Origin of the sequence: Pedococcus aerophilus (genome assembly GCF_039532215.1) — a bacterium.
Lineage (GTDB): Bacteria > Actinomycetota > Actinomycetes > Actinomycetales > Dermatophilaceae > Pedococcus > Pedococcus aerophilus.
Map to the genome: position 1 here is coordinate 408,823 of NZ_BAAARN010000001.1, position 21,024 is coordinate 429,846.

The following is a 21,024-nucleotide window of genomic DNA, read 5'->3' on the forward strand; positions in this document are numbered from 1 at the left end:
TCCCGGCGTCAGTCGGGATCGGTCTCGGTCGCGACCGGGTCACCCAGCCGCACGGTCCCCGGTCGTCGCACCGCGGCATACACCCCCGGACAGCCACCCGCGGGGCCGGTGACGTCGAGCTCGACATCGCCCACCCGCAGCACGGCGCCGACCGACCGGGCCAGCGCCTCGGAGGTCAAGGTGACGACGAGGTTGGCGCGGGTGTCGTCCCGGACGTCCTGCGCAGCGACCACCTGGACCGGGGCCTTCTTGCGGCGGTCGCCCTCGAGGCCCTCCGCCTCGACCAGGACGTCGGTGAGGTCTCGTCCGGGCTCTCCCTTGACCGGGTAGACGTGCAGCCCCTGCACGGTGGCCGGCACGGGGCGGGCGGTCTGGTCGGGGGAGTCGCTCACCCTTCCGATGCTATGCCCCGGGACGGCTCAGGGGCGGGCGGCCGCCAGCGCCTCCTCCTGGCACTGCGTCCCGCTGGAGCTCCCGTCCGCGAAGACCGTGGAGACGTCGATCCCCTCCTTGGTGGCCACTGCGCCGAGGAGCCGGCACATGGCCTGCACCTCCTCCGCCGAGGCGACGGACCCGCTCCCCCCGGTCGCCCGCTCAGCGGCGTCTGCGGCGTTCCTGGCGTCGTTCGCGGCCGAGCACGAGGAGAACAGGATGAGGATGAGCGCGACCACCACCCAGACCGGGAGGCGCAGCGTCGGGGACTTCGGCGACCCGAGGTCCATCGTCCGCACCGGCGGCTCGGACTGCTGGGGTTGCGTGGGCTGGGCTTCGGGCGTGCCTGGCTCGGACATGGTTCCCCCCGTGACTCGTGCGCCGCCGTGTGCGGTGCGGACGAGTATGGCGCGCGCCCACCGCGGGCGGTCCCCCAAACGCCGAAAGCCCCTCCGGGGAGGGGCTTCGCTGTGCGGCCGTGGCCGACCTGGTGGACGTGAAGGGACTCGAACCCATGGCCTCTCGCGTGTGAAGCGAACGCTCTAACCAACTGAGCTACACGTCCAGGTGCCCTTGCGGGCCTGCCGAAGAATAGCGGGACGGGGTGCGATGGGCGAAATCCGGGGGTCTGCCGGTGCGCCCGTCGCCCGTCAGAGACCGGGCAGGGTGGCCAGCCAGTCCTCGACGACGTCGGGCAGGAAACCGGGGACGCCGGTCAGCAGGAACAGGCCGTAGAACAGCAGTGCGACGAGCGCCGCGGTCGCCAGCCCGACCAGGCCCTTGACCCACAGTGGCTTCGGGCCGATCCAGTCGTTCCAGTCCTCGAGCCGCGCCTTGCCCCAGTCGAGCAGCCGTTGGGCCCACTCGAACTCCGAGGCGAGGATGCCGATGCCGACGAACACGATGAGCCAGCCCGGCCCGGGGGCCGGCACGGCCACGAGACCCCCGACCGTGACGATGGTGCCGACGATGCCGACGACCCACTTGTAGATCCGGTGGCTGTGGGGGTTCGAGCGGATCTTGCGGCGCCACTCCCAGTCCTTCTCGCCCTCGCGACGACGTCCACCCTGCGTGTCGGTCCTCGAGTCGGACTGGGCACCGGTCTGGGCGTGCTGCTGGTCCTGGCTGGCCTGGGGGGTGCGGCCCCGCGTCTGGTCGGTCACGGGTCCATCCTCTCCTGACACAGCCGCGCGAACACCTCGGCGGCGCGACGGGTCACCGGTCCGACCTCGAGGGTGCGGTCGTCGACGGCGTGGATCGGCAGGACGTCCTTGGTGCTGCTCGTGATGAACACCTCGTCGGCCGACTGCAGGACGTCGAGCGGCAGCGCCTCCTCGACGACCTCCATGCCGTCCTCACGGCACCACTCGAGGGTGACCTCGCGGGTGATGCCGGCGAGGCAGCCCGAGTCCAGCGGCGGCGTGCGCAGCACCCCGTCGGTGACGACGAAGATGTTGGAGCCCGTGCACTCGCACAGCTCGCCCCGGGTGTTGGCGAAGACCGCCTCGATCGCCCCGCGCTCCTTGGCGTACGCCAGCGCCACGACGTTCTCCGCATACGAGGTCGTCTTCAGGCCGGCCACGGCGGAGCGCTCGTTGCGCGTCCAGGGGGTGACGGCGACGGACGCGCTCGCCGGCGGCCGCGGCTGGGCGCCGGCCGTGACGATGTACGTGAGCGGGCTGTCGTCGCGGTCCGATCCCAGCGGTCCGGCTCCCCCGGTCACCGAGTAGCGCAGCCGCCCGAACTCGATGGGGTCACCCGCCGCCAGGACCGCCTTGATGCCCTCGGCGAGGTAGTCGTGGTCGGCCTGCGGCAGCCCCAGCCCCTCCATGGTCCGGTCGAGACGGCGCGCGTGGCGCGTGGCCGCGAAGACCTGGCCGCGGTCGACCTTCGCCGTCTCGAAGGCCCCGTCCCCGACGGTCACCCCGTGGTCGAGCGCCGCGATGGACGGCTCGTCCACCCCTGTCAGCCGACCGTTGACCCACACCTTCACGCTGCTCATGCATCCACCTTCCCAGATGCGAGCCCGACCAGCCGGGCAGCCTTGACCCGTGTCTCCTCCCACTCACCGTGGGGGTCGGACCCCCAAGTGATGCCGGCCCCGGTGCCGAAGCGCAACCATCGCCGCCCGTCGGTGCCCCGCTCCGCCCAGAACGTCCGGATGCCCACGGCCAGCTCTGCGGTGCCCGCGTCGACGTCGACCCAGCCGATGGCCCCGCAGTAGGGACCGCGTGGCACGGGTTCGAGGTCTGAGATCGCTTGCAGGGCAGTGTGTTTCGGCGCACCTGACACCGAGCCGGGCGGGAACGTCGCCGCCATGATCTCGCCCCAGCGGGCCCCCGGCCGCAGCTCCCCGGACACCGTCGACACCAGGTGCACGAGACCGGGGTGCTCCTCCGGCGCGCAGAGGTGGTCGACGCGCACGGTGCCGGGGACGCTGACGTGCGACAGGTCGTTGCGGACGAGGTCGACGATCATGACGTTCTCTGCGTAGTCCTTGGGGAGTATCGCGTCGAGGTGCGTCGCCGTGCCCTTGATCGGCCGGGACTCGAGCCGGCCGGCCGCGCGCAGGAGGAACGCCTCCGGGCTCGCGCACACGACGTCGAGTCCGGCGTCGGGCACCTGGATGCGCGAGGCGTACGGCGCGGGATTGCCCCGCGCCAGCAGCTGCGCCAACCCGTCGAGGTCGGCCTCCTCGGTCAGCTCGTGCGACAGCACCCGACAGAGGTTCACCTGGTAGACCGTGCCTGCGGCGATGCGTTCCCGGATCTCCCGGACGCCTGCCAGGTAGGCCGGTTCGTCCAGGCTCGTGGCCCACTCCCCGTCGAGCGGGGTCCAGCCCACGGCGGGCGCAGGGGCGGTGTCGCGCTCGACGTGGGCGAAACGCACCGCGGTCACAGCGCCCTCGAAGTCGGCGACGACGGCCCAGAAACCCGACCCCAGCCCGTCCAGCTCGTCGAGCCCGGTCAGGTCGTGGCGCACCTCGACGGGCCCGGCCGCGACGAGCGACCCGAACCGCCCGTGTCCCGATGCGGCCGCCTCCACGATGGCGATCCTAGGGCGACCTACACTCGGCGCTCATGCGCCCACTCGCAGCGGTCACCGCCGCCGCCCTCGCCGTCACCCTCACGGCCTCCTGCTCCGCGGGCGCTCGGGACGAGGACGCCACGGCGAGCGGTGAGGGCGGCACGACCTCCGCGACGGCCTCTGCCACCAGCTCCTCCTCGTCGACCGCATCGACTCCTTCCACGACCCCTGCGCCGTCGACCACGTCGGGGACGGCGTCGACCACCGCCACTGCGGCCCCCAGCGACCCTGGAACCCTGACGATGGCGTTCGCCGGCGACGTCCACTTCGAGGAGTACCTCGCACCGCTGGCCTCACGACCCGACGGCCTCGCCGAGCTCCAGGACTCGCTCGGGGCGGCCGACCTGGCCATGGTCAACCTCGAGACGGCCATCACCACCCGCGGCACGAAGATCGGCAAGGAGTTCCACTTCCGCGCGCCCGCCTCGGCGCTGAGGACGGTGCAGGGCGCCGGTGTCGACGTGGTGAGCATGGCCAACAACCACGGCGTCGACTACGGCCCCGTCGGGCTCAAGGACACCCTCGCCGCCAAGAAGGACAGCCCGATCCCCATCGTGGGCATCGGCGCCGACGAGGACGAGGCCTACGCCCCGGCCATCCTGTCCGCCAAGGGGCTCGAGGTGGCGGTCTTCGGGGCGTCCGAGGTCTTCGAGATGACGTTGTCGCGCTACTCCGCAGGACCGGAGAAGGGTGGCATCGCCAGCGCGGCCCCCGTCACCCGCCTGCGCAAGGCGGTCTCGGCCGCCTCCAAGAAGTACGACGTCGTCGTGGTCTTCCTCCACTGGGGGCTGGACTACCAGAAGTGCCCCGACCCGCTGTCGGCCGAGACGGCCCAGGTGCTGGAGGAGGCAGGTGCCGACGTCATCGTCGGCGGCCACTCCCACCGGGTCAACGGCGCCGGGTGGCTCGGGAAGTCGTACGTCGCCTACGGCCTGGGCAACTTCGTCTGGTGGCGCAGCAAGGAGCCGGACTCGCGCTCCGGGGTGCTCACCCTCTCCCTCGACGTGGAGAAGGCCAGGGGCACCGGGTCCGACGGCCACAGCGTGGTGCGCACCGCGGCCTGGACGCCGATGCTCATCGGGACCGACGGCATACCCCGCCGCCCGGGAGCTGCCGACACGAAGCGGCTCACCGGACTGTGGGAGCAGGCGGGTGCCTGCACCGGCCTCGAAGCCGCACCCAGCTGATCCCCGCGCCTGCTCCGGGAATGGATGTGACAGGCCGCCGGTTGATGTAGTTGAATTCGCAACTAACTACACGAGAGGCGAGACTGATGCAGTTCGGGATCTTCACCGTCGGCGACCTGACCACCGACCCCACCACGGGCACCACCGTCAGCGAGCACGAGCGCATCACGAACACCGTCGAGCTGGCGAAGCACGCCGAGCAGGTCGGTCTCGACGTCGTGGCCCTGGGAGAGCACCACAACCCGCCGTTCGTGGCCTCGTCCCCGACGACGACCCTCGGCTTCATCGCCGCCCAGACCTCGAAGCTCCTGCTGTCGACGTCGACCACGCTCATCACCACCAACGACCCCGTGAAGATCGCCGAGGACTACGCGACGCTTCAGCACCTCTCCGGAGGTCGCGTCGACCTGATGATGGGTCGCGGCAACACCGGCCCGGTCTACCCGTGGTTCGGCAAGGACATCCGCGACGGCATCTCGCTCGCCGTCGAGAACTACGCCCTGCTGCGTCGCCTGTGGACCGAGGACGTCGTGACGTGGGAGGGCAAGCACCGCACACCGCTGCAGGCCTTCACCTCGACCCCGCGCCCGCTCGACGGCATCGCGCCGTTCGTCTGGCACGGCTCGATCCGCAGCCCCGAGATCGCCGAGCAGGCGGCCTACTACGGCGACGGCTTCTTCCACAACAACATCTTCTGGCCCATGACCCACACCCGGCAGATGGTCGCGCTCTACCGCCGCCGCTTCGAGCACTACGGCCACGGCTCGGCCGACCAGGCCATCGTCGGCCTCGGTGGCCAGGTCTTCATGCGGGCCAACAGCCAGGACGCGGTGCGCGAGTTCCGGCCCTACTTCGACAACGCGCCCGTGTACGGCCACGGCCCGTCGCTGGAGGACTTCAGCCGGGAGACCCCGCTCACCGTGGGATCGCCCCAGCAGGTCATCGAGCGGTATGCCGCCATGGCCGACTCCGTCGGCGACTACCAGCGCCAGCTCTTCCTCATCGACCACGCAGGCCTCCCCCACCGGACCGTGATGGAGCAGGTCGAGATCCTCGGCACGCAGGTCGTGCCGGAGCTGCGCAAGATCGCCGCCGCTCGCAAGCCGGCCCACGTGCCGGACGCCCCGACGCACGCCAGCCGCCTCGCCGCGGCCCGCACCCTGGAGGTGGCCCGATGACGAACGACACCGCAGGACAGCGGGATTCGCGACGGGTCGTCGTCGTGCAGGCCGGGTTGGGACAGCCCTCGTCGAGCCGGCTGCTCGGCGACCGCATCGCCGCCGCCACGCGTGACGCGCTCCTCGAGCGCGGGCAGGAGGCCACCGTCGAGGTCGTGGACCTGCGTGAGCACGCCCACGAGCTGGCCAACGCGCTGCTCACCGGATTCCCCAGCGGAGGGCTCCGCGACGCCGTCGACACCGTCGCCGCGGCGGACGGCGTCGTCGTGGTCACCCCGGTGTTCCAGGCGTCGTACAGCGGGCTGTTCAAGATGTTCTTCGACGTCCTCGACGAGGGCGCCCTGCGCGGGACGCCCGTGCTGATGGCGGCGACCGCCGGCACCGCCCGGCACTCGCTGGTCCTCGAGCACGCGATGCGTCCGATGTTCGCCTACCTCAAGGCGGTCACCGTCCCGACGGGGGTCTTCGCGGCGTCCGAGGACTGGGGCGGCGGCGACCCGGCCCAGGGTCTGTCCAGCCGCATCGAGGTCGCTGCCGACGAGCTGGCCGACCTGGTGACGGGGCGGGTGGCGACGGCCGCGCCCCGAGCCGTGCTCGACGAGCTGGCCGACCCCGTGCCGTTCGAGGACCTGCTGGCCCGCTGAGCGCGGACCCAGCCTCAGCCGAACGGGTCGAAACGGGGGCACCCGGCGGCGACCGGACCGTTCCGGCACCAGGGGCGGCATAGCCTGAGGGTCACTTCTGCCGGCACGAAGGAAACCGCACCATGACGCCCGCCCTGCGACGTTCGCAGTCCCGGTCCCTCGCCCTCGTGGTGGCGGTCGCCGTCGGCGCCCTGGCCGCCTGCACCAGCGACGGTGGCGACGCCACTCCCGCAGCGGCGTCGGCGGCGAGCAGCGCCGCAGTCGCGTCGTGGAAGCCCGCACCCGCCGACCCACGGTCCTGGGCGCCGGCGCCGACGACGCGCAACGGGCTGTCGACGATCGCCGAGCAGAAGGACGGCAAGCTCGTCCTGCACACCGAGCACGGCGACGTGGACTTCTGGTCGGGGGTCAACCTCGGCAGCACCACGCCGGGCCACAGCCCGGGTGAGCTCGCGATCAGCCGTGAGGAGTACCGCCGCTGGTTCACCCAGATGGGCCAGATGGGCATCCACACGCTACGGATCTACACGATCCACTCGCCCGTGATGTACGAGGAGCTCAAGGCCCACAACGAGGCCCACCCCGACGCCCCCATCTACCTCGTCCAGGGCATCTACCTGCCCGACGAGTCGTACATCGAGACGCACGACCTGTTCGAGGCGGAATCGACCAAGGCCATGGTCGAGGAGGTCAGGGACGCCTCCGCCGCCGTCCACGGGGACCTGACTCGCGCGCCGAGGACGGGACGCTCCAGCGGCACTTGGACCGCCGACGTCTCGCAGTGGGTCGCTGCGTGGATCGTGGGTGTCGAGTGGGACGGCGAGGCCGTCAAGGCCTCCGACGCCCGCAACGCGGACCAGCCCCTGCACCGCGGGAAGCACTTCGCGAACACCGCGGACGCCAGCCCCACGGAGCGGTGGGTCGCGGCCCGCATGGACGAGCTCGCTGGCGCTGAGGCCCGACGCGGGCTCAGCGCTCCCGTCGCGTTCGTCAACTGGCCCACGGCCGACCCGCTGCGCCATCCGGCCGAGCCGCTGGACCTCGAGGACCTCGCCGGTGTCGACGCCAACCACGTCCTGCCGACCAAGGCCTGGCCCGGCGGCACCTTCGCGAGCTTCCACGCCTACCCGTACTACCCCGACTTCCTGCGGCACCAGCCCTCCTACAAGAAGGCCGCCGACCCCTACCTCGCCTACCTGCTCGACCTGAAGAAGCACTTCGCCCCGCACATGCCGCTCATGGTCACCGAGTTCGGTGTGCCCTCCTCGCTCGGCTCCGCCCACCTCGGCACCAAGGGCCGCGACCAGGGCGACCACAGCGAGCAGGAGGCGCTGGCCATGGACGCCGCCATGCTCGAGCAGTTCAAGGAGATCGGCCTCGCCGGCGGGCTGCTGTTCTCCTGGGTCGACGAGTGGTTCAAGTTCACCTGGAACACCCTGCCGCGCCACGCCGTCGTCGACGGTGAGCGCCGGTCGCTGTGGCACGATGCCCTGACGAACGAGCAGCACTTCGGCCTCGTCGCGCAGGACCCGACGAGGACGGGTGCGCGTGTGGCCTGGGAGAGCCGGACCGGGGTGCAGCGGGTCACCGTCGACCACGACGAGTCCTGGGTGCACCTCACGATCGCGCTCGACCGGGCACCCGTGGCGCCGGTGCGGGTCGGCTTCGACGTCGTCCCCGGTGGGCTCGCGCTCCCCGCCGGCGCGGGCAAGGCCGGTGGCGTCAACGACTACGCCCTCACCGTCGACCCCTCGAAGCAGACCGCGACCATGGTCGTCGACGGTGCGATCGACCCGGTGAAGCTCGATCGCCTCAAGGCCTACGTCCCGGAGGCCGGCCCCGACGGATGGTCCGTGCAGCGCCTCACGACGAACCGCTCCTACCTCCTGCCGCTCACCCAGCAGCGCACGCCGGCGGAGTTCCTGGAGATCGGGAAGCTCAGGCGCGGTTCGTGGGACCCCGCCTCCCCTGCGTTCGACGACCGGTCGACGTGGCAGCTCGACGGCAGCACGCTCACCCTCCGCCTGCCGTGGGCCATGCTCGGGCTCGGCGACCCCTCCTCGAAGACCGCGGTGGTGCCCAGGAACGGTGAGCCCGTCGGGGTGAAGGTGCAGGACATCGGTGTCGTCGTCGACGCCGGTGCCGGCGGCACCGCCACGGCCCGCATCGGTTGGGACGCCTGGAACCAGGCCCGGCACACCGAACGAGTCAAGGCAGGCGCACAGTCCTTCATCGACGCGCTGGTCACCGTCTCGCGCTGACCGGCACCGCCCCCGGACGGTCCGCTGGTTGCCCCGGACCGTCCGCTTTGCCCTGCTAGCACAGCGATCGCGCCCTTTCCGATACGTCAGATTGCTGATGCCCCGGCGCTGCTACCGGGCGCACCCTGAATCATCCGCAGCGAATTTCCTCCGACTCGTGCCGTGGACCGGGTCACCAACGGAGGTGGGCAACAATGGCCGTCGTCAGTGCGCTGCCGGAGCCGAACGAGGGCGACCGGCAGGGAGCGCGCAGCGAACCCGAGCTCCGGCTCGGAGCCGACACCCTGGCACGCATCAGCGCGGTCGCCGCCCGCCCGGGCCAGGCCTGGCGGGCCGAGCCGCTCGCCCGGAAGAAGGCCTTCGCCCGCCGCAGGGGTGAACCCATGCCCAAGGACGCCGCGGCCCCCGTCGTCGATGCAGCCCTGGAGCGGATCTTCCAGAACGCCGACTTCCTCGCCGGTGCCTGGCTGAGCACGGGCGCCCAGCGCGCCGACGCGGTCGCGAGGATCAACACCACGAGCGAGCTCGGCACCGGGTTCCTCGTCTCCCCGTGGCTGCTCATGACCAACAACCACGTCATCGACAGCCCCGACACGGCCAGCGGGGCCGTCGCCTGGTTCAGGTACGTCGAGGACGCCGACGGCAACATCAGCCCGCGCAAGCTCACCCTGCAGCCCGAACGCTGCTTCGTGACCAGTCCCCGGGAGGCGCTGGACTACACCGTCGTGGCCGTGGCGCCCTTGGAGGACAAGGCTCCCGGCGACGAGTTCGGGACCATCCCCCTGCACGGCGGCGTGGGGAAGATCGTCGTCGGCCAGAACGTCAACGTCATCCAGCACCCCTCCGGCCGGACGCGTGAGATCTGCGTCCGCAACAACCTGCTCCTCGAGGTGGTCGACGAGACGTTCGTCCTCTACGGCGCCGACACCGAACCGGGGTCCTCCGGCTCCCCCGTCCTCAGTGACACCTGGGAGCTGGTCGCCCTGCACCACGCGAGCGAGCAGAAGCGCAACGAGCAGCACCAGTACGTCGACGCCGAGGGCAACCTCGCCACCGACGAGACACCGGAGTCGAAACGGGTCTGGGTCGCCAACAAGGGAATCCGCGTCTCGGCCCTGGTCGCCGACCTGCGTGCGCGGGCCCTCGACGAGAGCAACGGCAGCGAGGCCAAGGACCTCGTCGGCCAGCTGCTCGGACTCGGAGGAAACATATGAGCACAGCCCTGCTCCTCATCCACGGACGCAGCCAGCAGATGCCCGCGGGGACCGACCACGGCGAGAGCGCCGTGGCCGACTACGTCGCCCGCAAGAAGCGCGAGTGGCTGGCCGGTCTCGCCAAGGGAGCCGTCCTCGCCGGGCGGCCCGCCCCTGACCCGGACGCCGTCTACCTGCCCTACTACGGGAACCTCCTCGCCGACCGGATCGCGGCCCACGAGCGGGCCGGGGGAAGGGCGCCGCAGCTCGAGGGGCTGGACGTCGCTGCACAGTCCGCCGCCACCAGCGACGACATCCTGCTGGACGGTGCGGCCGAGATCGGTTTCGTGGCGTCGCGCCGGCTCGAGCAGACCGACCCCGAGCTGGCCGGCGCCGCGCGCGACGTCGAGAAGGCGCGAGCCAGCGGCGAGGAGGCGTCGTGGGGCGACCTCCTCAAGCCCAAGGTCGTCCGAGCGGCCCTGCGGTTCCTCAGTGACAAGACGGGGGCACCCGAGGCGATCATCACGCGGTTCCTCGCCGACGTCGCCTACTACCTCGAGGACGACGCCATGCGGGACGCGGTCCAAGAGGTCGTCTCCGCCTCCGTCGCGCGGGCTGCCGCCGACGGCCACAGCGACCTGGTCGTCGTGGGGCACAGCCTCGGCAGCTGCGTGGCCTACGACGCGTTGCAGCGCTACTCACCCGGCCCGCGCGTGCGCCTCCTCGTCACCGCCGGCTCTCCCGACGGGTATGCCGTGGTGAAGCGGAACCTTTGGGGCGGTCCCGAGGGGGACGGCAACCGCGGCATACCGGGGGTGATCGAACCGGCCCACGACTCGCTGAAGTGGCTGAACACCTATGACGAGCACGATGTCGTCGCGCTCGTCCACCCGCTCGGACCGTTGTTCGCCCCCGGTGACGACGCGATGCGCGACGAGCGGGCCCAGAACCCGTCCGACCCACACTCCATCCAGGACTATCTCTCCGACCCCGACGTCGCAGCCGCCGTGATCGACGCGCTGCGGGCCGACGCGGGGTGACCTCGATGACCACCACCGACGACGGGCGGGACACGCACACCAACAGCCTCGGGGAGCCGGAGGCCGAGCCGGCGCAGACCGACAACGGGCCGAAGGAGGGTGACGGCGAGGTCCTCGACCAGGACGCCGTCGAGCCGCCCTCCCCCGGCTCGCACGAGGGGGCCGGTCTGCTCGGCGCGGTCCTGGCGGAGGCCCTGCGGCACCGGGGCACCATCGAGGACCCGGTGGGGAGCAACCGGCAGAAGTTCGGCGAGCAGTACGGCTGGAACGGCGTCGCCTGGTGCAACATCTTCGTGTCCCGCGTGGGGTTCGCGGTCGCCGGTGACTACGACCTGCTGGGCAAGTTCGCCTCGACCATCGCCTGCGCCCGGTGGTGGGAGGGACGAGGACGGTTCGGCCGGGAGCCACGTCCGGGTGCCGCGGTGTTCTTCGACTGGAACGGCGGTCGCGGCATCGACGCGATCGACCACATCGGGCTCGTTCTCGAACCCCTGGGCAACGGCCGGGTCCGCACCATCGAGGGCAACGCCGCGATCCCGGGCAGGAGCGACGGCGTCTGGGTCCACGAGCGCGCCACGAAGTTCATCGTCGGGTACGGCTACCCGACCTATGCGGGTGGCGTCCCGTCGGTCAAGCCCGTCGCTCGCGATCGTGGCCGGGACGGGAAGGCCTCCCGCTCCACGGTCCGCGCCGCCGTCGGCCCTCCCCCGCCCTTCCCCGGCCAGCTGCAGAAGGGGTCCACCGGGGCCGGGGTGCTCCTCCTGCAACGCCGGCTCGCCGAGCGCGGTTGGACGATCGACATCGACGGCGACTTCGGACCGGCCACGGACAAGGTCGTGCGCGGGTTCCAGGCGGACAAGGGCCTCGAGGTGGACGGCGAGGTGGGACCCAAGACCTGGTCCGCGCTCTGGACCGCCCCGGTGACGTAGGGCGACGGAGGTGGTGGAGGTGCGCAGGCTGCTGCTCGTGCTGCTGCTCGCCACGTCGCTGCTCACGGCGTGCGCTGCCAGCGACGGCACCCCGACGAGCGGCGACGGCGACACCGCGATCTCGTCGTCGTCCGGTGACACCGAGACGTTCGCCGACCCGGAGCCCGAACCCACCACCCCAGACGTGCCCGAGGGCGAGAGCACCGACGACAACCCCGCCATCCAGGTCGCGAGGCTGCCGGTCGGCGGCGGCTCCGTGCTCGACCCGGGCGACCCCACCCTCCAGTGCGCGCAGGTGAACTGGGTCGGGAGCAACGGCGGCGAGATCCCGCAGGGCACCGGTGTCGAGCTGATCGGCGTCGCCTTCGACCCCGCGGTCTTCGAGACCTCGGGCGACGGCTGCGGGTCCGAGCGACCGAGCTGCCTCGGCTACGTCTTCCGGGCGTCTGCGCTCCAGTGCGACCTCGCCGTCCGCGTCACCGGTGACGTGCCGCCGGACACCCGGCCCACGGTCGGGTTCAGCGGCCTGGTGTTCTGCCCGGACGACCAGTCCGAGTCGTGCCGCCGGTTCGTCGAGGCCCTCGGGGACCAGGAGCAGCAACAGGTGACCCTCGAGGTTCCCGCGCCGCCCGAACCCGCCACCGAGCCGACCACCGAGCCGACGACGGACCCCGCCACCGAGCCCACTTCCGACCCGCCGACCGTGCCCACCGAAGGCGGGTGATGGCGCAGGAGCGCGCGGGACCCGGGGTGTCGTGGGACCGCGTCTACAGCGTCGCCGGCAACATCGTCGCCCCCGCCACCGCCCTGTCCACCCTGCTCTTCTACTTCGGCTACGTCTCGACGCGGGCGCAGTACCTCTACTTCGGCCTCGACGTGGACTCGATCGGCCTGTCGACCCAGGGCTTCGTCATGCGCAGTCCCGGTCCGCTGCTCGTGCCCCTGCTCGTGCTCGTCCTGCTCGTCGCCGCCGCCCTCGCGGTCCACCGCTGGCTGGCGCCCCGCCTCACGCGGCACGCCGCCGTCGCGCTCGGCGTCGGGCTCGGCCTGCTGGCCGCCGGGCTCGTCCTGCTGCTCGGGTACGCGGTGGTCGGCGGCTGGACCTACTACCCGTTGGTCACGCCATCCCTGATGGCGCTGGGAGGCAGCCTCACGGCATACACACTCGGGTTGCGTGCCGCCTCGGTGCGCCTGCGCGCCGCGCTCTGGATCACGGTGGCGGCCGCGGTGTTCTGGGCCAACGCCACCTTGGCCCAGTGGTCCGGCACCGGGCTGGCCCAGGAGCAGGCCGGCCACCTCGAGGACCTGCCCCGCGTCGTGGTCGACACCCGGGAGCGGCTCTACCTGCGCAGCCCGGACGTCACCGAGACGGCCCTGCCGTTCGAGGAGGGCCAGACCTTCCGGTACCGGTACCGCGGCCTGCGCCTGCTCGTGCAGAACGGCGACCGCATGTTCCTCGTCCCCTGCACCGAGAAGCTCTCGCCGTGCCCGCACCGCAGTGGCAGCGCGACCCTCGTCGTGCGGTGGAACGACGCCACACGCGTCCAGTTCCTCGCGCCCTGAACCCTGCGTGAAGTGGCTCAGCGACCGCGGTTCCGGGGGTGCTGACGCGCCTGGCGCTCGTTGCCCCGTCGGTAGTTGCCGGTCACCCTCGCCATCACCTCCTGGGGGTCGGTGCGTTCCACGTCCTCGAGGAACTCGGCCGCGCGGCGCCCGCGCAGCACCGTGGCCGGGCGGCCGTGGTGCGTCACCACCACGTCCTCGCCCCGCTGCTCGAACGCGAACCCCTCCGGTCGTCCCGCCATGCCGCGAGGGTATGGCGCCCGCGCGGCGCTGTCGCGCAGGTTTCGGCCCCGCCAGCCCTCGCCCCGCCGCACGTCGCGCCCTAGATTGGCTCGCATGGGTGCACTGGAGCGTTTCTCCCTCGCTGGCCGCGTCGCTGTCGTGACGGGAGGGACCCGGGGACTGGGGGCGGGGTTCGCCGAGGCGCTCGGGGACGCCGGCGCCTCGGTCGTCCTCGTCGGGCGTGATGTCGACGCCGCACAGGGTGTGCTGGACACGCTGCGGTCCAAGGGGATCCGGACCGAGTTCATCGCCGCGGACGTCACCGTGGCCGACGACGTCCAACGCGTCCTCGACACGACCCTGTCCACGTTCGGGCAGGTCGACATCCTCGTGAACAACGCAGGTGCCTGCGTCCACGCCCCGGCCCTCGACGTCACCCCCGAGGACTGGCGTGCGGTGATGGCGGTGAACGTCGACGCGGTCTGGACGTGTTCACAGACCTTCGGCCGGCACTTCGTGGCCGAGCGGTCGGGGTCCATCGTCAACATCGGCTCGATGTCGGGCTTCATCGTCAACCGGCCGCAGTGGCAGCCCGCCTACAACGCCTCGAAGGCTGCGGTGCACCACCTGACCCGCAGCCTCGCCGCGGAGTGGGCGCCGCACGGGGTGCGCGTGAACGCCCTCGCCCCCGGCTACATCAAGACCGACATGTCCCCCGTCGACGACCCGCAGTTCCGCCAGCACTGGATCGAGGACGCCCCGATGCAGCGCTACGGCACGGTCGAGGAGCTCGCCCCCGCCGTGGTCTTCCTCGCCAGCGACGCCTCGTCCTTCGTCACCGGGTCGGTCCTGGTCGCCGACGGCGGCTACACCGCGTTCTGAACCACGGTCCCCACCCACCGCGTCCACCACCCCCACCACCACCAGGAGAAACCATGGCCACCACCCGCAACGCCTCTGCCCACTGGGAAGGCTCCCTCATGGAGGGTGCCGGCCAGGTCACCTTCGACTCCTCGGGCCTCGGGACCTACGACGTCACCTGGCCCTCCCGGGCCGAGGAGGCCAACGGGCGCACGAGCCCCGAGGAGCTCATCGCCGCCGCCCACTCGACCTGCTTCTCGATGGCGCTGTCCCACGGGCTGGCCCAGGCGGGCACCCCGGCCACGTCCATCGACACCAAGGCAGCGGTGACGTTCCAGCCCGGCACCGGCATCACGGGGATCGCCCTGTCCGTCAACGGCGTGGTGCCGGGCCTGTCCGCCGAGCAGTTCGACGAGGCCGCCCAGGCGGCCAAGGCCGGGTGCCCGGTGAGCCAGGCACTCTCGGCGGTGCCGATCACGCTCGAGGTCACCTTCGAGGGCTGAACCGCCACCAGGCCGACCGGCTCCGCGAGCCGGTCGGTCGGTCGGTCGGTCAGTCGGTCAGTCAGTCGGTCAGTCCTGGTCCAGCGGGCGGTGGCGTCCACCGCGCAGCCCGCTCGCGGCGAGGACCGCCCCGACGACCGCGACGAGGGGGCCGATGACGGCCCACAGGGTCACCCCGCTCATCACGCTGCCCCCGAGCACGTCGATGCCCTGGAGGAACCAGACCACCCCGATCAGGACGAGGAAGGCACCCAGGGCCACGCGCACAGGCTTCATGGATCGACCCTAACCCGGATGAACGCGCACTGAACGTTCGGCGGCGAACCGTGCAACACGGAGCCACCTACCGGGGCGCCGACGAATCCCGGTGCAGTTCTTGACCATTCGCAGATGGACAAACCACCTCAGACCAAGAACTATCAGGACAGATCGAACTGGCCGAGCCGGTGGACATGTCCACAGGACCCGCGGGGGCGGGCCGTACGGCGCGGACACGTTCGCAGGGGGACGGCCCGTCGGGGAAGACGGCGGGCTGCCACAGGAGATCAGGAGATCTGTCTTGTCCAGGAAACTCGTCCACGCCACGCTCACCGGTGCCGTGCTCGGTGCCACCGTCCTGCTGGCTGCGCCCACGGCGCAGGCGGCCGCCCGGGACGGCATCTGTCAGTCCGGGGAGTTCTGCCTCTATTACAACAGCGACCACGCCGGGTCGGTCTCCGACTTCACCGGGTCGATCAGCGACTACGGCGCGACGCAGCCGGAGTGCTACGAGTTCAAGGGCGCGGGCGCCGGCCAGGGCCAGTGCGTCAAGAACAACGCCGCGTCGGTCTGGAACCGCACCAGCGGCTCGGTGACCGTCTACTACAACAGCGGCTACTCCGGCGACAGCCAGACCTTCGCCTCCGGCGCCAAGGTCAACCTCAACGCGACGCTGAAGAACGAGAACGCCTCCCACCAGCTCGGTGGCGGCGGCACGACGACCAAGGTCGACATGTCCGACGCGCTCTACACCGGCGGCGGCGGACGGCTCACCACCGGCTTCGACGGCTACGAGAGCACTCCCGGCCGCCACGAGGGCATCGACTTCGCCAAGGGCAGCGGCTCGGGGGTCAAGGCCCTGCTCGGAGGCACCGTGACGAACGTCGTCGAGGGCGGCAGCAGCTTGTCCACCATCGCCGTCTACAACGCGACCTTCGACAAGACGATCATCTACCTGCACACCAACCCGCTCGACAGCGTGGACACCGGCGACAGCATCAGCAAGGGCCAGCAGATCGCGACCGAGGCCGCCCGTGGCACCTCGGCGACGCACACCCACGTCGAGATGCGCCTGGGCCGCAAGACGCTGGCGGCCAAGAGCGTCAACGACCCGGTGCTCGACAACCCGAACCCGAACTCGTTCTGGCAGGCCCGGGGGTACAACGTCCGATGAGCACCCTCACCACGCGAATCCGGTCCACTGGGCGCCCCGGCCAGGCCCTGCTGGCCGCCGTCGGCATCACCGCGGCGCTGCTGGTCACGGCGCCACCGGCGCAGGCCGCCGCCCGCGACGGCGTCTGTCAGTCCGGGGAGTTCTGCCTCTACTACAACAGCGACCACGCCGGGTCGGTGTCCGACTTCGCCGGCTCCATCGACGACTACGGTGCCACTCAGCCCGAGTGCTACGAGTTCAAGGGCGCGGGCGCCGGCCAGGGCCAGTGCGTCAAGAACAACGCGGCGTCGGTCTGGAACCGCACGGGCGGCTCGGTCACGGTGTTCTACAACAGCGGGTACGCCGGCGACAGCCAGACCTTCGCCGCCGGCGCCAAGGTGAACCTCAAGGCCGCTCTCAAGAACGAGAATGCTTCGCACCGGTTCGGTTCCGGTGGCGGCACGGGTGGCACGTATGGCGCGCCGAACACCAACCCGTACCCCTCGGCGACGACGGTGGCCCCCAACGCGACAGCGCGGACCAAGTTCGTCGACGACGAGATCGCCCGCCTCACCGGGGAACGTGAGTGCTACGTCGGCGGCTACCGCGACTACCAGCCGTCGACGAGCAACCACAACACCGGCAACGCGCTGGACTGCACCATCTCGAACGCGATCGGGTCCTACCCCTCCGCGGCCCAGCGGGACCAGGGGTGGAAGCTGGCGAACTGGCTGCGGCAGTACGCCGTCCGCCTCCAGGTCCGGTACGTGATCTGGGACGGCAAGATCTGGAGCGTCGCCCGGTCCTCGGAGGGCTGGCGCACGTACACCGGAGGGTCGGGTGTGACCGGCGGTCACTACGACCACGTGCACGTGTCGATCCAGAACCCCTACGGCGACTGACGTCCCGGGCACGCACGACGGGTCCCCTCCCTCGTGGGAGGGGACCCGTCGCTGCGCCGGGCGAGGCTCAGAAGTCCTCGTCGAAGCCCACGGCCCCGCTGACGCCCATCTGGTAGGCCGACACCCGCCGCTCGAAGAAGTTCGACAGCTCCTGCACGTCCTGGAGCTCCATGAACGCGAGGGGGTTCTTCGAGCCGTACTCCGGCTCGAGACCGAGCTGCTCGAGCCGGCGGTCGGCCACCGACTCGAGGTACGTCCTCATGTCGGCGGTGGACAGGCCCGCGACTCCCCCGCCCAGCAGGTCCTCGGCGAACAGCGCCTCGGCGTCGACGGCGGCACGCATCATCGCGCGCACCTGGGCAGCGAGCTCGTCGTCGAACAGGTCCGGCTCCTCCGCCCGAACCGTCTCCACGACGTCGAAGGCGAACGCCATGTGCATCGACTCGTCCCGGAACACCCAGTTGGTGCCACTGGCCAAGCCGTTGAGCAGCCCTCGCGACCGCAGGAAGTACACGTAGGCGAAGGCGCCGTAGAAGAACAGCCCCTCGATGCACGCCGCGAAGCAGATCAGGTTGAGCAGGAAGGCGCGTCGGTGCTCACGGGTCTCGAGCCGGTCGAGCTCGAAGACCGAGTCGATCCACTCGAAGCAGAAGTCCGCCTTGGCCTTGATCGACGGGATGTTGTCGACGGCGGCGAAGGCCTCGTGCCGCTCCTTCTCGTCGGGCACGTAGGTGTCGAGCAGAGTCAGGTAGAACTGGACGTGCACGGCCTCCTCGAACAGCTGCCGACTGAGGTAGAGCCGCCCCTCCGGGGAGTTCACGTGCTGGTAGAGGTTGAGCACCAGGTTGTTCGCGACGATCGTGTCGCCGGTCGCGAAGAACGCGACGAGCCGGCTGACGAGGTGCCGCTCGGCGGCCGTCAGCCGCTGGAGGTCCTTGAGGTCGCTGTGCAGGTCGACCTCCTCGACGGTCCAGGTGTTCTTGATGGCATCGCGGTACCGCTCGTAGAAGTGCGGGTAGCGCATCGGCCGCAGCGTGAGGTTCATGCCCGGGTCGAGCAGCATCTTCTCGGCGGTCGGCACGGCGTCCGCGGTGGTGTGGGTGGTGTCGGTCGTGGTCGTCATTCGCAGGCCTCGCAGGTCTCGGGGTTCTCGAGGGAGCACGCGATGGCGGCCTCGTCGGTCACGGTGGGGGTGGGGATCGTGTCAGGAGCCGCGGGCGTCGCGGCGGTCAGGCCGATCGTCGCCTGCTGGATGCGGGTGGCCGGCCTGGACCGCAGGTAGTACGTCGTCTTGAGCCCGGCCTTCCACGCGTAGAGGTACATCGAGCTGAGCTTCCCGATGGTCGGCGAGGCGAGGAACAGGTTGAGCGACTGGCTCTGGTCGATGTAGGGCTGTCGCGCTGCAGCCAGCTCGATGAGCGCCTTCTGCGGCAGCTCCCAGGCCGTTCGGAACAGGTGCCGCAGGTCGGCCGGGATCGCCGCGATCCCCTGCACCGAGCCCTCGCTGCGCTTGATCGACTCACGCACCTCCGGCGTCCAGAGCCCGCGAGCCTTGAGCTCGCGGACCAGCGCCGTGTTGACCTGGAGGAACTCCCCCGACAGCGTCTCGCGCTTGAACAGCGTCGACACCTGCGGCTCGATGCACTCGTACACCCCGGCGATCGAGGCGATCGTCGCCGTCGGCGCGATGGCGATGAGCAGGGAGTTGCGGAGTCCGTTCTCCTCGATGGCCTTCCGGAGGCTCTCCCAACGCTCGGTCTGGGTCGGCGTGACGTCCCAGAGGTCGGGCTGCAGGTGGCCGCGCGCGGCCCGGGTCTGCTCGTATGCCGGGTGCGGGCCGTGCTCGGACGCCAGCTCGGTCGACCGCTCCAGGGCCGAGAGGTAGACCTCCTCCGCGATCCGCGTCGACAGCTCCTTGGCCTCGTCGGAGTCGAACGGCAGGTGCAGCGCGAAGAAGACGTCCTGCAGGCCCATCACGCCGAGGCCGACGGGACGCCAGCGCGGGTTGGAGGCTGCCGACTCCTCGCTCGGGTAGTAGTTGATGTCGATGACCCGGTCGAGGTAGGTCACGGCGGTGCGCACGGTTGCCCGCAGCTTCTCCCAGTCGACGGCGTCGCGGCCGGGCGTGAGGTGCTGGGCGAGGTTGACCGAGCCGAGGTTGCAGACAGCCGTCTCGTCGTTGCTGGAGACCTCGATGATCTCGGTGCACAGGTTCGACAGGTGCACGACCGGGGCCCCCGGACGCTGCTCGTCGCTGGTCTGGTTGCAGGTGCGGTTGCTGGCGTCCTTGAACGTCATCCAGCCGTTGCCGGTCTGGGCCAGGGTCCGCATCATCTTGCCGTAGAGCTCACGCGCACCGACGGTGCGCACGACGCGCCCGTCCCGCTCCGCGGCGGCATACGCCTCCTCGAACGCGGGGCCCCACAGGTCCGGGAGCTCGGGCACCTGGTCCGGGTCGATGAGGCTCCACTGCTCGTCGGCCTCCACCCGTCGCATGAACTCGTCGGGGATCCAGTTGGCGAGGTTGAGGTTGTGGGTGCGACGGGCGTCCTCGCCGGTGTTGTCGCGCAGCTCGAGGAACTCCTCGATGTCGGGGTGCCACGGCTCGAGGTAGACGCAGGCGGCACCCTTGCGGCGGCCGCCCTGGTTGACCGCGGACACCGAGGAGTCGAGGGTGCGCAGCCACGGGACGATGCCGTTGGAGTGGCCGTTCGTGCCACGGATCAGGGCACCGCGCGATCGCACCCGCGACCACGAGATGCCGATGCCACCAGCGAACTTCGACAGCTTGGCCACCTGTGCGTAGCGGTCGTAGATCGACTCGAGCTGGTCCTGCGGGGAGTCCACGAGGTAGCACGACGACATCTGGGTGTGCCGCGTGCCGGAGTTGAACAGGGTCGGCGAGCTGGGCAGGTAGGCCAGCGAGGCCATCAGGCGGTAGAAGGCGATCGCCTCCTGCGGGGTCCGCGACAGGCCGCAGGCGACGCGCAGCAGGAAGTACTGCGGGGTCTCGATGACGCTGCGGGTCTCGGGGTGGCGCAGCAGGTAGCGGTCGTAGACGGTCCGGAGGCCGAAGTACTCGAAGCGCCGGTCGTTGGTCACGTCGACGGCGTGGTCGAGCTTGCGGGCGTTCGCCTCGACGAACGCCGCCGTCTCGTCACCGATGAGACCCTCGAGGTGGCCCAGCCGCACGGCCTGGCTGAACGACGCGATCTGCTGACCGCGCACCTCCTTGTCGATGTAGTTCGACAGCAGGCGCGCCGCGAGCCGGGAGTACTCCGGCTCGGCCGCGGTCATCTCGGCGGCGGTCTGGATCGACAGGCGGTCGAGCTCGGCCGTCGTCGCCCCGTCGTAGAGGCCGCTGATGGTCCGGGTGGCGATCGCCATCGGGTCGACCTCGCCGAGGTCGTCGCACCAGCGCTCGACGGCTCGCACGATCTTCATCACGTCGACGGGCTCGCTGTCGCCGTTGCGCTTCCGCACGGCCATGGTGGTGCGACGGGGCGGTGTGGTGGTGCTGGTGGCCGAGGGTTCGGCCACGGGGGTCTGGGTCATCCTGCTCTCTCCTCGCGAGCGATTCGGTGCCGTGGGCGCAAGGAGGGGACGACGAC

Annotated in this window: 22 protein-coding genes and 1 tRNA gene; 13 read left to right on the forward strand and 10 right to left on the reverse strand. The window is 70.9% G+C overall.

The window, feature by feature from the left end:
• Positions 1-8: 8 nt before the first annotated feature.
• The 6 genes from ABD286_RS01910 to ABD286_RS01935 form a co-directional block, all read right to left on the reverse strand.
• Positions 9-392 carry a hypothetical protein gene (locus ABD286_RS01910; protein WP_344189723.1) on the reverse strand — a complete coding sequence of 128 codons (384 nt, stop codon included), beginning with the start codon at positions 390-392 and terminating at the stop codon, positions 9-11.
• Positions 393-419: 27 nt separating this feature from the next.
• Entirely contained in the window at positions 420-791 is a 372-nt protein-coding gene (locus ABD286_RS01915; RefSeq protein ID WP_344189725.1) for a hypothetical protein, read from the reverse strand.
• Positions 792-920: 129 nt separating this feature from the next.
• Positions 921-997 (reverse strand) — tRNA-Val (locus ABD286_RS01920).
• 85 nt (positions 998-1,082) lie between these two features.
• Positions 1,083-1,595 carry a TIGR02611 family protein gene (locus ABD286_RS01925; protein ID WP_344189727.1) on the reverse strand — a complete coding sequence of 171 codons (513 nt, stop codon included), beginning with the start codon at positions 1,593-1,595 and terminating at the stop codon, positions 1,083-1,085.
• Positions 1,592-2,434: an aminotransferase class IV gene (locus tag ABD286_RS01930; protein WP_344189729.1), complete on the reverse strand. Its 843-nt coding sequence runs from the start codon at positions 2,432-2,434 to the stop codon at positions 1,592-1,594. Before ABD286_RS01930 ends, ABD286_RS01925 begins: the two co-directional genes overlap by 4 nt.
• The gene (locus ABD286_RS01935) at positions 2,431-3,477 is read right to left on the reverse strand and encodes a chorismate-binding protein (RefSeq protein ID WP_344189731.1); all 1,047 of its coding nucleotides are present in this window, start codon (positions 3,475-3,477) and stop codon (positions 2,431-2,433) included. The genes ABD286_RS01930 and ABD286_RS01935 overlap by 4 nt, the downstream gene beginning before the upstream one ends.
• A 35-nt stretch (positions 3,478-3,512) precedes the next feature.
• Here ABD286_RS01935 and ABD286_RS01940 point away from each other — a divergent pair, with 35 nt between their 5' ends.
• From ABD286_RS01940 to ABD286_RS01980, 9 genes are all read left to right on the forward strand, one after another.
• Positions 3,513-4,706 (forward strand): CapA family protein, encoded by a 1,194-nt coding sequence (locus ABD286_RS01940; RefSeq protein ID WP_344189733.1) that lies wholly within the window; start codon positions 3,513-3,515, stop codon positions 4,704-4,706.
• 86 nt (positions 4,707-4,792) lie between these two features.
• Positions 4,793-5,884: an LLM class flavin-dependent oxidoreductase gene (locus ABD286_RS01945; RefSeq protein WP_344189735.1), complete on the forward strand. Its 1,092-nt coding sequence runs from the start codon at positions 4,793-4,795 to the stop codon at positions 5,882-5,884.
• Positions 5,881-6,528, forward strand: coding sequence for an FMN reductase (locus tag ABD286_RS01950; RefSeq protein ID WP_344189737.1), 648 nt, complete (start codon positions 5,881-5,883; stop codon positions 6,526-6,528). The genes ABD286_RS01945 and ABD286_RS01950 overlap by 4 nt, the downstream gene beginning before the upstream one ends.
• A gap of 122 nt (positions 6,529-6,650) precedes the next feature.
• On the forward strand, positions 6,651-8,789 hold the full coding sequence (locus ABD286_RS01955; RefSeq protein WP_344189739.1) for a hypothetical protein: 2,139 nt from the start codon (positions 6,651-6,653) through the stop codon (positions 8,787-8,789).
• Between the two features lie 194 nt (positions 8,790-8,983).
• Positions 8,984-10,003 (forward strand): trypsin-like serine peptidase, encoded by a 1,020-nt coding sequence (locus ABD286_RS01960; RefSeq protein ID WP_344189741.1) that lies wholly within the window; start codon positions 8,984-8,986, stop codon positions 10,001-10,003.
• Positions 10,000-11,022 (forward strand): lipase family protein, encoded by a 1,023-nt coding sequence (locus ABD286_RS01965; protein WP_344189743.1) that lies wholly within the window; start codon positions 10,000-10,002, stop codon positions 11,020-11,022. The genes ABD286_RS01960 and ABD286_RS01965 overlap by 4 nt, the downstream gene beginning before the upstream one ends.
• 5 nt (positions 11,023-11,027) lie before the next feature.
• A complete protein-coding gene (locus tag ABD286_RS01970; protein WP_344189745.1) occupies positions 11,028-11,951 on the forward strand; it encodes a peptidoglycan-binding protein in 924 nt (307 codons plus the stop codon).
• 19 nt (positions 11,952-11,970) lie between these two features.
• Complete coding sequence (locus ABD286_RS01975) at positions 11,971-12,675, forward strand: hypothetical protein (RefSeq protein WP_344189747.1); 705 nt, start codon at positions 11,971-11,973, stop codon at positions 12,673-12,675.
• On the forward strand, positions 12,675-13,514 hold the full coding sequence (locus ABD286_RS01980) for a hypothetical protein (protein WP_344189749.1): 840 nt from the start codon (positions 12,675-12,677) through the stop codon (positions 13,512-13,514). The genes ABD286_RS01975 and ABD286_RS01980 overlap by 1 nt, the downstream gene beginning before the upstream one ends.
• 17 nt (positions 13,515-13,531) lie before the next feature.
• Here the strand turns inward: ABD286_RS01980 and ABD286_RS01985 are convergent, their stop codons facing one another.
• Complete coding sequence (locus ABD286_RS01985; protein ID WP_344189751.1) at positions 13,532-13,756, reverse strand: hypothetical protein; 225 nt, start codon at positions 13,754-13,756, stop codon at positions 13,532-13,534.
• 94 nt (positions 13,757-13,850) lie between these two features.
• Here ABD286_RS01985 and ABD286_RS01990 point away from each other — a divergent pair, with 94 nt between their 5' ends.
• Both ABD286_RS01990 and ABD286_RS01995 read left to right on the forward strand, forming a co-directional pair.
• Positions 13,851-14,618: an SDR family NAD(P)-dependent oxidoreductase gene (locus ABD286_RS01990; protein WP_344189753.1), complete on the forward strand. Its 768-nt coding sequence runs from the start codon at positions 13,851-13,853 to the stop codon at positions 14,616-14,618.
• Positions 14,619-14,671: 53 nt separating this feature from the next.
• A complete protein-coding gene (locus ABD286_RS01995; protein WP_344189755.1) occupies positions 14,672-15,100 on the forward strand; it encodes an OsmC family protein in 429 nt (142 codons plus the stop codon).
• A 69-nt stretch (positions 15,101-15,169) separates the two neighbouring features.
• Here ABD286_RS01995 and ABD286_RS02000 read toward each other — a convergent pair whose 3' ends face one another.
• Entirely contained in the window at positions 15,170-15,376 is a 207-nt protein-coding gene (locus ABD286_RS02000) for a hypothetical protein (protein ID WP_344189757.1), read from the reverse strand.
• Positions 15,377-15,659: 283 nt separating this feature from the next.
• Between ABD286_RS02000 and ABD286_RS02005 the strand changes: the two genes are divergently transcribed.
• Both ABD286_RS02005 and ABD286_RS02010 read left to right on the forward strand, forming a co-directional pair.
• Positions 15,660-16,532: a peptidase inhibitor family I36 protein gene (locus ABD286_RS02005; protein ID WP_344189759.1), complete on the forward strand. Its 873-nt coding sequence runs from the start codon at positions 15,660-15,662 to the stop codon at positions 16,530-16,532.
• On the forward strand, positions 16,529-17,413 hold the full coding sequence (locus tag ABD286_RS02010; protein WP_344189761.1) for a peptidase inhibitor family I36 protein: 885 nt from the start codon (positions 16,529-16,531) through the stop codon (positions 17,411-17,413). The genes ABD286_RS02005 and ABD286_RS02010 overlap by 4 nt, the downstream gene beginning before the upstream one ends.
• A gap of 67 nt (positions 17,414-17,480) precedes the next feature.
• Here the strand turns inward: ABD286_RS02010 and ABD286_RS02015 are convergent, their stop codons facing one another.
• Both ABD286_RS02015 and ABD286_RS02020 read right to left on the reverse strand, forming a co-directional pair.
• Positions 17,481-18,536, reverse strand: a complete 1,056-nt coding sequence (locus ABD286_RS02015) for a ribonucleotide-diphosphate reductase subunit beta (RefSeq protein ID WP_344189763.1) — start codon at positions 18,534-18,536, stop codon at positions 17,481-17,483.
• On the reverse strand, positions 18,533-20,968 hold the full coding sequence (locus ABD286_RS02020; RefSeq protein ID WP_344189765.1) for a ribonucleoside-diphosphate reductase subunit alpha: 2,436 nt from the start codon (positions 20,966-20,968) through the stop codon (positions 18,533-18,535). The genes ABD286_RS02015 and ABD286_RS02020 overlap by 4 nt, the downstream gene beginning before the upstream one ends.
• Between the last annotated feature and the right edge of the window lie 56 nt (positions 20,969-21,024).